The sequence below is a fragment of the Curtobacterium sp. 179-B 9B NHS genome (assembly GCF_045370965.1).
In the GTDB taxonomy this organism is placed as follows: domain Bacteria; phylum Actinomycetota; class Actinomycetes; order Actinomycetales; family Microbacteriaceae; genus Curtobacterium.
The window spans coordinates 115170-128266 of sequence record NZ_JBIQDQ010000002.1 but is presented as its reverse complement, the minus strand read 5'-3'; the positions used below and the strand labels follow the sequence as shown (position 1 = coordinate 128266).

The 13097-nt window shown below is 73.1% G+C and carries 12 protein-coding genes; 3 read left to right on the top strand and 9 right to left on the bottom strand.

From position 1 onward, the window contains the following. The first annotated feature begins 3 nt into the window (after positions 1 to 3). Positions 4 to 1464, top strand: coding sequence for a cardiolipin synthase (gene cls / locus ACH0A8_RS02445; protein ID WP_406906379.1), 1461 nt, complete (start codon positions 4 to 6; stop codon positions 1462 to 1464). Between the two features lie 42 nt (positions 1465 to 1506). Here the strand turns inward: cls and ACH0A8_RS02440 are convergent, their stop codons facing one another. Genes ACH0A8_RS02440 through ACH0A8_RS02425 form a run of 4 tightly spaced genes read right to left on the bottom strand, consistent with a single transcriptional unit; the run spans position 1507 to position 5967 of the window. Continuing rightward, positions 1507 to 2628: a heparan-alpha-glucosaminide N-acetyltransferase domain-containing protein gene (locus ACH0A8_RS02440; protein WP_406906377.1), complete on the bottom strand. Its 1122-nt coding sequence runs from the start codon at positions 2626 to 2628 to the stop codon at positions 1507 to 1509. Positions 2629 to 2638: 10 nt separating this feature from the next. After that, positions 2639 to 4009: an FAD-dependent oxidoreductase gene (locus ACH0A8_RS02435; RefSeq protein WP_406906375.1), complete on the bottom strand. Its 1371-nt coding sequence runs from the start codon at positions 4007 to 4009 to the stop codon at positions 2639 to 2641. A 57-nt stretch (positions 4010 to 4066) separates the two neighbouring features. Continuing rightward, a complete protein-coding gene (locus ACH0A8_RS02430; RefSeq protein WP_066655261.1) occupies positions 4067 to 5143 on the bottom strand; it encodes a polyprenyl synthetase family protein in 1077 nt (358 codons plus the stop codon). Between the two features lie 32 nt (positions 5144 to 5175). Next, a complete protein-coding gene (locus ACH0A8_RS02425) occupies positions 5176 to 5967 on the bottom strand; it encodes a demethylmenaquinone methyltransferase (RefSeq protein WP_066655267.1) in 792 nt (263 codons plus the stop codon). Positions 5968 to 6051: 84 nt separating this feature from the next. Here ACH0A8_RS02425 and ACH0A8_RS02420 point away from each other — a divergent pair, with 84 nt between their 5' ends. Beyond that, positions 6052 to 7311 (top strand): isochorismate synthase MenF, encoded by a 1260-nt coding sequence (locus ACH0A8_RS02420; RefSeq protein WP_406906372.1) that lies wholly within the window; start codon positions 6052 to 6054, stop codon positions 7309 to 7311. A gap of 37 nt (positions 7312 to 7348) precedes the next feature. On the opposite strand, the gene menD is transcribed toward ACH0A8_RS02420, so the two are convergent. After that, entirely contained in the window at positions 7349 to 9136 is a 1788-nt protein-coding gene (menD, locus tag ACH0A8_RS02415; RefSeq protein WP_406906370.1) for a 2-succinyl-5-enolpyruvyl-6-hydroxy-3-cyclohexene-1-carboxylic-acid synthase, read from the bottom strand. Next, on the bottom strand, positions 9084 to 9461 hold the full coding sequence (locus ACH0A8_RS02410) for a PLDc N-terminal domain-containing protein (RefSeq protein ID WP_251154611.1): 378 nt from the start codon (positions 9459 to 9461) through the stop codon (positions 9084 to 9086). The genes menD and ACH0A8_RS02410 overlap by 53 nt, the downstream gene beginning before the upstream one ends. A 78-nt stretch (positions 9462 to 9539) precedes the next feature. On the opposite strand from ACH0A8_RS02410, the gene ACH0A8_RS02405 reads away from it, so the two are divergent. Then, entirely contained in the window at positions 9540 to 9881 is a 342-nt protein-coding gene (locus ACH0A8_RS02405; protein ID WP_406906368.1) for a DUF4229 domain-containing protein, read from the top strand. 64 nt (positions 9882 to 9945) lie between these two features. On the opposite strand, the gene ACH0A8_RS02400 is transcribed toward ACH0A8_RS02405, so the two are convergent. From ACH0A8_RS02400 to ACH0A8_RS02390, 3 genes are read right to left on the bottom strand one after another with little or no spacing between them, the layout of a single operon-like run. Continuing rightward, positions 9946 to 10941, bottom strand: a complete 996-nt coding sequence (locus tag ACH0A8_RS02400) for a 1,4-dihydroxy-2-naphthoate polyprenyltransferase (protein WP_235426349.1) — start codon at positions 10939 to 10941, stop codon at positions 9946 to 9948. A 24-nt stretch (positions 10942 to 10965) separates the two neighbouring features. Continuing rightward, positions 10966 to 12117: an AMP-binding protein gene (locus tag ACH0A8_RS02395; RefSeq protein WP_406906366.1), complete on the bottom strand. Its 1152-nt coding sequence runs from the start codon at positions 12115 to 12117 to the stop codon at positions 10966 to 10968. Between the two features lie 16 nt (positions 12118 to 12133). Then, positions 12134 to 13063: a 1,4-dihydroxy-2-naphthoyl-CoA synthase gene (locus ACH0A8_RS02390; protein WP_066655279.1), complete on the bottom strand. Its 930-nt coding sequence runs from the start codon at positions 13061 to 13063 to the stop codon at positions 12134 to 12136. Positions 13064 to 13097 lie beyond the last annotated feature (34 nt).

Sequence of the window (13097 nt, the reverse complement as noted above, 5' to 3'; positions counted from 1 at the left end):
CCCGTGGAGCACTGGCTCGGCGTCGCGGTCACCGTCCTCCTGGTCCTGCTGGACCTGGCGATCCGCGTCTTCTCGATCATCTACGTCCCCTACAACCGGAAGCCCCAGACCGCGACGGCCTGGTTGCTCGCGATCTTCCTGATCCCCTACATCGGGTTCATCGTCTTCATGGTCATCGGGTCGACGAAGCTGCCGAAGGCACGGCGCGAGAAGCAGACCGAGATCAACGCGTACATCCTCGAGCAGACCGAGGGCATCGAGCGTGTGCGCCGCGACCACCCGTGGCCGCTGTGGCTCGAGTCCGTGACGAAGCTGAACCGCGAGCTGGGCGCCATGCCCCTGGTCGGCGGCAACTCCGCCGAGCTCTACCCCGACTCGTACGAGTCGGTGCAGGAGATGACGCGGGCGATCGACCAGTCGCGGCGCTTCGTGCACGTCGAGTTCTACATCGCGACGCTCGACGACACCACCCGGCCGTACTTCGAGGCGCTGGCCCGCGCCCAGGCACGCGGTGTCACCGTGCGGTTCCTGCTCGACCACTGGGCGAGTCGCGGGTACCCGGGCTACAAGGACACGCTCGCGTTCCTCGACCGGGCGAACATCGAGTGGCACCTCATGCTGCCGCTGCAGCCGCTGCAGGGGAAGTTCCAGCGGCCCGACCTGCGCAACCACCGGAAGATCATGGTCATCGACGGCTCGGTGGCGTTCACGGGCTCCCAGAACCTCATCGACCCGTCGTACGACCTGCAGTCGCACATCGAGAAGGGCATGGTCTACAAGGACCTGTTCGCCCGGTTCGAGGGTCCCGTCGTCGCGGGGCTCAACGCCCTGTTCGTGACGGACTGGTACAGCGAGACCGACGAGCTCCTGCTCCGCGAGAGCGACCCCGTCCAGCGCGCCGACCGCGGCGACGCGCTCGACTGCCAGGTCGTGCCGTCCGGGCCCGGCTTCGACGGCGAGAACAACCTGCGCCTGTTCAACGCGCTGCTGTACTCCGCACAGGAGAAGGTGTCCATCACCTCGCCCTACTTCGTCCCCGACGACTCGATGCTCTACGCCATCACCACGACCGCCCAGCGCGGGGTCGAGGTCGAGCTCTTCGTCGGCGAGATGGGTGACCACGCGATGACGTGGCACGCACAGCGCTCCTACTACGAGGAGCTCCTGCGCGCCGGTGTCCGGATCTGGCTCTACCGGGCGCCGACGATCCTGCACGCGAAGCACTTCACCATCGACGACGACGTCTCCGTCATCGGGTCGAGCAACATGGACATGCGGTCGTTCAGCCTCAACCTCGAGGTCTCGGTGATGGTGCGCGGCAGCCGGTTCGTCGATGCGCTCCGCGATGTGCAGACCGCGTACAAGGACGCGTCGTTCGAGCTCACCCTGGACGCGTGGCTCGAGCGCCCGCGCCGGTCCCAGGTCCTCGACAACGTCGCGCGGCTCACCGCCGCCCTGCAGTAGGGACCCACGGCCGGGAGGATCGGGGACCGCCCGCCTCCCCGGTCAGGGCGCTGCCGGCACCAGACGGGTGAGGCGAGCGACGACGCGCTCGAGCGGTCCGCTCCCGAGGAACGTGCGCCACAGCATCGCGAACAGCACCGATCCGATCGCGAACCCCGCCCACACCGTGCCCGACTCCGGGTACTCCGGCAGCAGCGCGATCACGACGAGGTGCCCGGCGTAGACCGTCAGCGGCATCGACCCCACCGCGGCGAGCGGGAACGCGATCCGCGAGACCGTCCGGCCGCGGCCGTCGAACACCAGGCTGCACAGGGCGAGCACCGCCACCGCGACCCCGGCGGTCCCGACGACGTCGACGACCGACGACGAGTGGTCGCGCGGGGACAGCAGCAGCTGCGCGAGCGCCACGGCTCCCCCGCTGCCGTCCGGCGCCCACGGGACACCCGGGAACGCTTCGACCCCGGCGTCGACCGGGACCGGCGCCAGGACGTTGCCGACCACGTAGGCCGCGACGGCGACCAGCAGCCCGGACGCGAGGAGCGCGACCTGCGCACGCCGCGCCTCCGGTCCGACCCTGGCGACCGCGAGACCGACCAGGACGTACGCCAGGAAGGTGACCACCGGGTAGACGAGCCCGAGTTGCACCTCCCACATGCCGGCGCCGGCGTAGGACGGTGCCGACGCGAGCGCGACCACGGGCGACAGCAGCGCGCACACCGCCGCGGCGACGAGCAACCAGCCCGGTCGCCACCGGAGCGCCGGCAGCACCAGCAGGAAGAGCGCGCCGTACGTGGGCAGGATGACGTAGACGGGTGTGCCGAGCGCCATGAGCAGGAGCCCGACCGCGACCACCGCCACGGCCCGGATCGCCAGCCGTGCTCGGATCCGCCCGATGACCGGTGGTCCTGGCGGATCCGTCCGTCCGCTCGTCAGACCGATCGAGACGCCCGCGAGCACCGCGAACAGGGTGGAGGGCCGTCCGTGCGCCACGGCGGACCACGTGCCGGGGTCACCCCAGTCCACGGCCTCGGCGATGCCGCCGACGTGGGCCGCCATCATGCCGAGGAGCGCGAGCGCCCGCGCCACGTCGACGCCCTGCAGACGACCGGGCGCGACGAGCACGCCCCGCATCGCGGCGGGCGGTGCGGGGCGTGACGCGGTCATCGTGCTGCGGTCAGCTCGTGGGCGAGGGCATGCGTCGGAGCGAGACGTCGACCATCTCGTCGCGCGGGACGACCTTGATGCGCTCGCGACCCTCCGCGGCGCCCAGGGCCTGCTCGTGCTCGTCGAGGGCGTGCCAGCCGTCGAGGTCGGTGTAGTCCACGCCGCGCTCGCGGAGCAGTGCCGGGACCGCCTCGGGCGACGGGTCGGCCGGCGTCCACCACGAGGCCTGGTCGTTGACGATGTGCTGGACGGTCTCCATCGCGTCGGACTTGGTGTGCCCGATCAGGCCGACCGGGCCACGCTTGATCCACCCGGTCGCGTAGACGCCCGGGAGCGGCGAGCCGTCCTCGTCGAGCACCTGGCCCTCGCGGTTCGGGATGACGCCGGTCTTCTCGTCGAAGGGCACACCGGGCAGCGGGGAGCCGAAGTAGCCCACCGCTCGGTACACGGCCTGCACGGGGAGCTCGCGGACCTCGCCGGTGCCCTCGACGCCGCCCTCGCCGTTCGGCCGGGTGCGCTCGTACCGCAGTGCCGTGACGTGGCCGTCCTCGCCGAGGATCTCGACGGGCTTCGCCCAGAAGTGCAGGTGGAGCCGGCGACTGGCCTGCCCGACCTCACGCGTGCGCCACTGCTCCAGGACACGGTTCATCACCATGACCTGCTTGTTGGTCTGGATCGCGGTGAGCGATGCCTCGTCGTGGTCGAAGTCCTCGTCGTACACGACCATGTCGACGTCGCGGAGCTCACCGAGCTCGCGGAGCTCCAGCGGCGTGAACTTCACCTGCGCCGGACCGCGTCGTCCGAACACGTGCACGTCGGTGACCGGGCTCGCCTGCAGCCCCTCGTACACGTTCGCCGGGATCTCAGTGGGCAGCAGGTCGTCGGCGTGCTTCGCGAGGATGCGGGACACGTCGAGCGCGACGTTGCCGTTGCCGATCACCGCGACGCTCGACGCCGTGAGCGGCCACGTGCGCGGCACGTCCGGGTGCCCGTCGAACCAGCTGACGAAGTCCGCGGCACCGTGGGAGCCGTCGAGGTCGACCCCGGGGACGTCGAGCTCGGCGTCCTTGATCGCGCCGGTCGAGAACAGCACGGCGTTGTAGTGCTGCTTGAGGTCGTCGAGGGTGATGTCCTCCCCGAAGCGCACGTTGCCGAAGAGTCGGACGACTCCGCGGTCGAGGACGTCCCGCAGGGCGTTGACGATGCCCTTGATGCGCGGGTGGTCCGGTGCGACGCCGTAGCGGACCAGGCCGTAGGGCGCGGGGAGCTGCTCGAAGAGGTCGATCGACACGTCGGTGCCGTGCGCCTCGCGCAGCAGGATGTCCGCGGCGTAGATGCCGGCGGGACCGGCGCCGACGATGGCGATTCGCAGGGTGGGCACTGATGTCTCCAGTTCGTTCGGGCGGGTGCTCCCGGTGGGCCTCGGCGGGCCCTCGTGTCAGCGGCTGCGTTCGACGACGGACTCGGCGAAGCGGGTCAGCGCGCGCTTCACGGTGCCGTCGGGCAGCGGTTCCAGGGCCTCGACCGCCTCCTCCGCCCAACGGACGGCGACGGCGCGGGTGGCGGTGGTGGCTTCGTGCTCGCGCAGCGCGGCGACGGCCGACCGGTACGGCGCGGAGTCCACGGCGTCGTCGGGGGCGTCCTTCACGTCGTGCTCGATCCGGGCGAGCAGGTCGGCCGCGCCGTCGTCGGCGGCGGCCAGGCGACGCAGCTGCAGCAGCGGCAGGGTGTCCACGCCGGCGCGCAGGTCGTTGCCGGCGATCTTGCCGGTGCGGTCCTTCGCCGGGGCGAGGTCGATGACGTCGTCGACGAGCTGGAAGGCGACGCCGACCTTCTCGCCGAAGGTCCCGACGGCGTGCAGGTAGGCGCGGTCGGCTCCGGAGAACATCACGCCGGCGCGGGCCGCGGTGGCGATCAGCGAGCCCGTCTTGTCGCTGAGCACCTGGATGTAGTGCTCGACCGGGTCATCCCCGGGCTGCGGGCCCGTCGTCTCGTGCAGCTGCCCCATGCAGAGGCGCTGGAAGGTCTCCGCCTGCATCCGGATGCCCTCGGTCCCGAGGTCGGCGGTGATCAGGCTGGCACGTGCGAAGAGCAGGTCGCCGGTCAGGATCGCGACGTTGTTGCCGTAGGTCACGTGCGCCGCCGGGACCCCCCGGCGGACCGGGGCCTCGTCCATGACGTCGTCGTGGTACAGCGACGCCAGGTGGGTGGTCTCGATGCTCACCGCGGCCTTGACCACCGCGTCGGTCACCCCGTTGCCCAGCTGCGCGATGAGCAGCGTCAGCGTCGGCCGGATGCGCTTGCCGCCCGCCGAGAGCAGGTAGCGGCTCGTGGTGTCCGCCAGGGTGTCGGTCGAGCGCATGGCCTCCTCGAGGCCCTGCTCGACGAGCTCGAGCCCGTCGTCGACCGCGCTGATGAAGCGGCGCTCGGACGGGGTCGCGAACAACCGCTCGCCGATGCCCAGCGAGGCGCGGAGGCTCGGTGCGCGGCGTGCGACCGGGACGCTCGGGTTCAAGTGCTGCTCCGTGTTCGGGGTCGGGTGACCGGTCAGGCGTCGCCGGGTTCGACGCTCGGCTGCTCGCCGGTGTGCTGGTGCTCGCGACGGGCCTTCGCCCGGCGGGCGACGGACTCGCGGACCGTGCCCGCGACGGGCTTGCGGCCGCGGTGCAGCGCCACGATGCCCGCGGTCAGGTTGCGGTGGGCGACCATCGTGAAGCCGACGCCGCGCAGCCACTGGCTGAGGACCTGCTGGTCGGGCCACGCCTCGATCGACTCGGCCAGGTAGCGGTAGGCCGCCGGGTTGCTGCTCGACAGCCGCGCGATGCCCGGGAGCACGCGCTTGAGGTACGCGCCGTAGCCGAAGCGCAGGAGCGCCACGGGCGGCGTGGAGAACTCGCAGATGACCAGTCGGCCCCCGGGCTTGAGCACCCGGAGCATCTCGGTGATCGCCTGCATCGGGTCGTTGACGTTGCGCAGGCCGAAGGAGATCGTCACCGCGTCGAACGAGTCGTCGTCGAACGGCAGGTGCTCTGCGTCACCCTCGACGAACGTGATCTCCGGGTGCCGCTCGCGCCCGACCGCGATCATGCCCGCCGACAGGTCGAGCGCCGTGACGTCGGCGCCCTTCTTCGCGAACGCCGCTGCGCTCGTGCCCGTCCCGGCGGCGATGTCGAGCACCCGCTCGCCCGGCTGGGGGTCGACCGCACGGACCGTCGCGACGCGCCACAGCGGGGCGTTGCCCGCCGAGAGGATGTCGTTCGTGAGGTCGTACTTCGCGGCGACGTCGTCGAACATGGCCGCCACCTCGTCCGGCCGCTTGCTCAGGTCCGCTCTGCTCACCGCACCATCCTAGAGGTCGCGGCCCCGGGCTGCCCGGACGCCCGGCCGGGGTCCGGCGGGTCGCCGCACGCGTACGATCGGTCCGTGACCCGAACCACCACGGCGGCCCCCTCGCTCACGGTCTCGACCCGGATCCTCGACGACCCGGGGGACGTCCTGCGCCACACCCTGCGGGACGCGCCGCTGGCGTTCGTCCGGAGCGGTGACGGCATCGTCGGGATCGGCGAAGCGCTCCGGTTCACGTTCTCCGGAGCCGACCGCATGCGGCAGGCGTCGGCGGTGTGGCGGGACCTGGTGCAGGGCGCCACGGTGGACGACCCCGTGCAGCTGCGCGGCACCGGCCTGGTCGCGTTCGGGTCCTTCGCGTTCGCCGACGACTCCGCCGAGCAGAGCGTGCTCGTCGTGCCGCGCGTGGTGATCGGCAAGCGCCGCGGCAAGGCCTGGCTCACCGCCGTCGACACGACACCGGACCCGCAGCCCCTCGCGTTCTCGCGGACCTCGGTGCCGGTGCCGGCCGTCGGCGGGCACGTCTCGGTCGCCTTCGGCCCCGGCCGGGTCGACGAGGACGCCTACGCCGCGTCCGTCGCGGACGCCGTCCGTCGGATCGCCGCAGGCGAGGCCGAGAAGGTCGTCCTGGCGCGCGACCTGGTCGGCACGCTGCCCGCCGGTGCTGACCGACGGGCGGTCCTGCTCGACCTGGCGGCGGCCTACCCGCAGTGCGTCACCTTCGCCGTCGACGGACTCGTCGGAGCGACCCCGGAGACCCTTGCCCGGACCGACGGCACGGAGCTCTCGGCGCGGGTGCTCGCCGGGAGCGCCGCGCGCGGCGACGACCCGGTGTCCGACCGGGCCGCGGCCGAGGCCCTCGCGTCGAGCGCGAAGGACGTCGAGGAGCACGGCTTCGCGATCACCAGCCTGCTGCAGGCGCTCCGGACCGTCGCCACCGACGTCCGCGCGGACCCCGAGCCGTTCCGGCTCCAGCTGCCGAACCTGTGGCACCTGGCCACCGACGTCCGCGCGACCCTGCCGGTCGGCACCACCTCGCTCGACGTCGCCGACGCCCTGCACCCGACCGCGGCCGTGGCGGGCACCCCCACCGACGTCGCCGTCCGACTGGTCGCCGAGCTCGAGGGCGTCGACCGCGGTCGCTACGCGGGGCCGGTCGGCTGGCTCGGCGCGAACGGCGACGGCGAGTGGATGCTCGCGCTGCGCAGCGCCCGGATCGACGACGACGGGACCGTGCGCGCGTGGGCCGGCGCGGGGATCGTCGCGGGGTCGGACCCGGCGCGCGAGGTCGCCGAGACCGCCCTGAAGTTCCGCCCGATCCGCGACGCGCTCGCCTGACCCCCGACCCCTGACCCCTGACCCCTGACCCCGGTGGTCAGTCGGTCAGCGGCACCTCGACCACCAGGCGCTGGGCCGGATCGGTGAGTGCACCCTCGAGGTCGCCCCACGTCCCGGCCCGTCGGTAGGACCAGCCGAGACCGGTCACGACACGCTCGACGTCGACGTGCTGCGGCGTCGTCATCATGCGGCGCATGTCCTGCTCCGGGGTGGTCGCGGCGACCTCCAGCCCGCGGAAGATCGCACCGCCACCGTCGTTGCCGACGACGACCTGGACGCGGTGCGTCGGCTCCTCGGTCCCGGTGACGAACGCCCCGAGGTCGTGCAGGAAGGTCAGGTCGCCGACGAGCACCCGCGTGGTGCCGACGGAGTCGGGCGTCCGTTCGAGCGCGGCCGCGATGCCGAGTGCGGTCGAGACCGTGCCGTCGATGCCGGCGAGACCGCGGTTGGCGTGCACCCGGACCTTCTTGCCCGGGACGTGCGCGTCGGCGACACGGATGAGCTGCGAGGCACCGAGGACGAGCCGGTCGTGCGGCCAGGTGGCGCCCCAGACGGCGTCGACCAGCATGGTGCGGTCGACGGGCCGGCGACGCAGGGCGACTTCGTCGCGCAGGTACCGGTTGCGCTCGGCGCGGTCCCCCGAGCGCTTCGCGTCGAGGTCCGGACCGGCGTCACCGTCCCCGAGGAGCGCGCGACTGGTCGTCACCCACCGCCCGACCCATGCGCGGTGTCCCGGGGTGGTGCGGCCCGTCACGCGCACGTCGGACACGAAGGTGGTCGCGGCGTCCGGCCGGGAGGCACGGGCCGGGTCGAACGGGTCGGCCCCGGGTCCGCGGACCACGATCGTCTCGACGTCGGCCCGCTGCAGCAGGGCCGGGACCTCGCGACTGAGCGTCGGGTGCCCGAGGACGACGGCTCGACGGACCGCTCCGCCGAGCTCGGGGTCGCGCAGCAGCTCGCGGTAGGCGACGACCAGGTTGCGCCCGAACCGCGCGCCGCTCGACACCTCGGCCAGCAGCGGCGCACCGAGCTCCCAGGCGATCCGTTCGGCGTCCTCGCCGGCGTCGTGTCCGGCGATGACGACCGTCGCGGGTGCGTCGTCCGGCGCGAGTTCGACGACCGGCAGTCCGGCGTGCACCCGACGACGGGCGTGGTCGGTGTCGACCTCGTCGTGGAGCACGGCGGCGACGTCCTCGGCACGCAGCCCGGCGGAGAGCGGTTCGCGGAACGCGACGTTCAGCTGGACGGGACCGGGCTGCCCGGTGTGCCCGGCGGCGACGGCGACGGCCTCCCGGGCGAGCGTCCGGACGGCGTCCGCGTCGACAGCGCCGTCCGCGGTGGGCGCCTGCACGTCGCGCACGAAGGACACGGCAGGGCCGAACATGCCCGGCTGGACCGTGGTCTGGTTGCTGCCGATGCCCCGCAGCTCGTCCGGCCGGTCGGCGGAGAGGACGACCATCGGCACGCCGGAGTGGTGCGCCTCGAGCACGGCCGGGTGCAGGTTGGCGACGGCGGTGCCCGAGGTCGTGACGACCGCGGCCGGACGGCCGGACTCGACGGCGAGCCCGAGGGCGAAGAACCCGGCGGTCCGCTCGTCGAGCCGGACGTGCACCGTCGTGCCGCCCGCGCGCTCGAGCGCGACCGCCGCGAGGGCGAGCGCCTGCGACCGGGAGCCCGGGCTGACGACGACGTCGGTCACCCCGGCACGGGCGAGTTCCCGCAGGAGTGCCAGGGCGAAGTCGGTGGCAGCGCTGCCGGACCCCGCGGACCCGTCAGCGATCGGCGGGGCGGTCGTCGTCTCGTTCGTCGCGGTCGCGTCGTTCATCGCGGAACTGGTCCTCGAGGTCTCGGAGGGTTTCGTCGTCCTGGTCCGTTCCGGTGCGGAGTGTCCCGGGGCCGCGCGGGCCGCCGAGGAAGTCGGGGTCGTCTTCGGGTCCACGGTACCGGGGCGTCGGCCCCGGGGTGGCGGGCGCCCGGCCGAGCACGAACCACAGCAGGCCACCGAGCACCGGGAGGACGAGCACGAGGAGGATCCACCACCCACGCCGCAGGGAGCGGATGCGCTGCCGCGGCATGGTCGCGCAGTCGATGACCGCGTAGACCGTGAAGGCCACGGCGGCGACGGCGATGATCAACCACAGACGGACCATGCGACGACTCTAGGCAGCGCGCCTGGGACCGGGCTGCCCGTCAGCCGGTGCACGAACGACGCCGCGTAGGATCATCGGGTGAAAGCGTGGCTCGTCTACACCCTTGCCCGACTCGGCATCTTCGCCGCGGCGCTGGCGGTCCTGTTCGTCATCGGCCTGCGGTGGTACTGGGCGGCGATCGGCGCCGCGCTGATCGGTCTGCTCGTGTCGTACATCGCGCTGCCCGGGCTCCGCGGTCGGGTGACCTCGGACATCGCCGCTCGCCGGGGTCGACCGGAGCGGGACGCCGACTCGGACTTCGAGGACGACTTCGTCGACGCCGCCGACACCGACGCGGCCGACACCGATGCGCCCGCCGCCGACCGAGCGGTCTCGGACGCCGACCGGCACCGCGCGCGTCGCGAGCACGACGAGGACTAGTCCCGATCCTCGTCGGTCGGTCGGCCGAGCGGCCGCTCGACCTCGGTCGCCGCGTCCGACGCTGCTACGGCAGGAGGACCAGGGTCAGGCCGAGCACCACGCCGTAGGCGAGCGACGCGAACGACGACAGCTGCAGCGCCGTGATGAGCTCGCGGGGCTTGCGGGACGAGACGCCGATCGCGAGCGCGGGGAGCGCGAGCAGGAGCGAGAAGTACGCGAAGCCGGTGCGGAAGTACAGCAGCACGAACCAGAGCAGCACCACGTACGGCAGCATCAGGAACAGGCCGAACAGGACCCGTGCGACGGGGCGGCCGACGACGACGGCGAGCGTGCGCTTGCCGGCCTGTCGGTCCTCGTCCACGTCGCGGATGTTGTTGACCATGAGCACGGCGCAGGCGAAGAACCCGGCGGCGACCGCAGCCGCCCAGCCGCTCGTGGTGACCGCCTGGATCTGCACGTACTGGGTGCCGAGCACGGCGACCAACCCGAAGAACACGAAGACGAAGACCTCGCCGAGGGCGTTGTAGCCGTAGGGCTTCTTCCCGCCCGTGTAGTACCAGGCCGCGACGATCGCCGCCGCCCCGACGAGGAGCAGCCACCACGTGCCGGTGAGCAGCACGATCACCAGTCCGGCGACCGCAGCCAGTCCGAAGAACGTGAGCGCGACCGTGAGCACGGTGCGCGGCTTCGCCAGCCCCGCACCCGTGAGCCGGGCCGGGCCGACGCGGAACTCGTCGGTGCCCCGGACGCCGTCCGAGTAGTCGTTGCTGTAGTTCACGCCGATCTGCAGGAACAGCGCGACCGCGAGCGCGAGCAGGGCGACCGCCAGGTGGTGGTCGCGGCCGAGGTACGACCCGAAGTCGCCCGGTTCACCGGAGTCGACGAACGCGACGCCGGTGCCGAGCACGACCGGCACGACACCGAGCGTGAGGGTCCGGAGCCGGGCGCCGCCGATCCAGTCGCTCGCGGTCGCCCGCTGCTTCGTGCGCTGCGGTGCCGCGGCCTTCGCCGGGTTGCCGCTGCGGCCCTTGACCGGGGTCCTGTTCTTCGTACGTGCCACGGCCGACCATCGTATCCGTGACCGCTAGGGGGTCGGTGCGCCCCCGCGGTCCGCGAGTGCCCGGACGGCCCGGCGGTCGGGCTTGCCGGACGCGAGCATCGGCACCGCGTCGACGACCAGGACCTCCGCGGGACGGGCCGCACGGCCCAGGGTCTCCGCAACGTGGGCGCGGACCTCGTCGAGGTCGAGCGGACGTTCCGTGACGACGACGGGCACCTCGCCCCACTCCCCGGACGCGCGCCGCGTGACGACCGCGGCGTCCTGGCCCGCGAGCTCGCGCACGCGCCGTTCCACCGCCCCGAGCGGGACCTTCTCGCCACCGGACACGATGACGTCGTCGAGCCGCCCGAGCACCCGCAGCCGTCCGTCGTCGTCGGTGGTCGCAGCGTCGCCGGTCCGGTACCAGCGGTGGCCGTCGCGCTCGGCGAAGGTCCGGGCCGTGCGCTCGGGGTCGTCGAGGTACCCCTCGGCGAGCATCGGGCCGGCCAGTTCGAGGGCGCCGTCGACGAGTTCCGCGCGGACCGTCCCGAACGGCGTGCCGTCGTACACGCAGCCACCGCTCGTCTCGCTCGCGCCGTACGTCGTGACGACCCGGACACCGGCGTCGAGGGCACGCTGCCGGAGCGGTGCGGGCGTGGCCTGGCCCCCGACGAGCACGGCGGCGAAGCGGGTCGCGGCGGCGGTGGCGCGGGGGTCGTCGAGCACGCGGGCGAGCTGCACCGGGACGAGCGAGGTGTAGCGCCGCGGCGCCTCGGGACCGACGTCGAGCCGGTCCACCGCGTCGGCGAACGCCCGGCCGTCGAAGTGTCCCGGCGGGAGGACGACGGGCGTCGTGCCCGCCGTGACCGATCGGGTCAGCACGTTGAGCCCGGCGATGTAGTGCGTCGGCAGCGCGAGCAGCCACCGGCCGGGCCCGCCGAGCGTCGCGTCGGCGGACGCGGCGCCCGCGAGCAGCGCCTCCGACGACAGTGCCACGCGCTTGCCGGTCCCGGTGGAACCGCTCGTCTCGACCACCAGGGCGACCCGGCGGGCGACGTGCGACGGCGGGCGCGTGGGCAGCGCCGGGCCGTCCTCGGCGACGGGGAGCAGCGCGGGTCCGCCGGTGAGGGCAGCCTCCAGGCCGCGCAGCACCGCCGACGGGTCGGACGCGCCGACGGCGACCAGCGCGCGGTTCACCGGTGGGCCCGCGGGGTCAGTAGTGCCACGGGAAGGACGTCCACTCCGGCGGGCGCTTCTCGAGGAAGGCATCCCGGCCCTCGACCGCCTCGTCGGAGGCGTAGGCGAGGCGCGTCGCCTCGCCCGCGAAGACCTGCTGGCCGACCATGCCGTCGTCCACGGCGTTGAACGCGTACTTGAGCATGCGGATGGCTGTCGGGGACTTGCCGAGGATCGTCTCGCCCCACCGGATCGCCTCGCGTTCGAGGTCCTCGTGCCGGACCACCCTGTTCACCGCGCCCATCTCGTACGCGCGCTGCGCCGAGTACTCCTCCGCGAGGAAGAAGACCTCGCGCGCGAGCTTCTGGCCGATCTGGCGGGCGTAGTAGGCGCTGCCGTACCCGCCGTCGAAGGACCCCACGTCGGCGTCGGTCTGCTTGAACCGGCCGTGCTCCGCGCTCGCGATCGTCAGGTCCGCGACGGCGTGCAGCGAGTGCCCGCCGCCGGCGGCCCACCCGGGCACGACGGCGATGACGACCTTCGGCATCATGCGGATGAGGCGCTGGACCTCGAGGATGTGGAGCCGCCCCATCGACGCCTGGGCGGCAGCGGGGTCGACGCCCTCCGGCGGGGCGCCCTCGTCGCCGACGTACTGGTAGCCGCTGCGGCCGCGGATGCGCTGGTCACCGCCGGAGCAGAAGGCCCAGCCCCCGTCCTTCGGGCTCGGGCCGTTGCCCGTGAGCAGGACGACACCGACGCGGGGGTCCTGTCGCGCGTCGTCGAGGGCGCGGTACAGCTCGTCGACGGTGCGCGGGCGGAAGGCGTTGCGGACCTCGGGCCGGTCGAACGCGACGCGGACGATGCCCTGCGAGACGTGCTTGTGGTACGTGATGTCGGTGAAGTGCTCAGCGACCGGAGCGGCGGTCCAGACGTCGGGGTCGAACAGGTCGGAGACGGGAGCAGCCATGTGCCCACCGTATCGCCGGCGCCCGGCGCCCGGC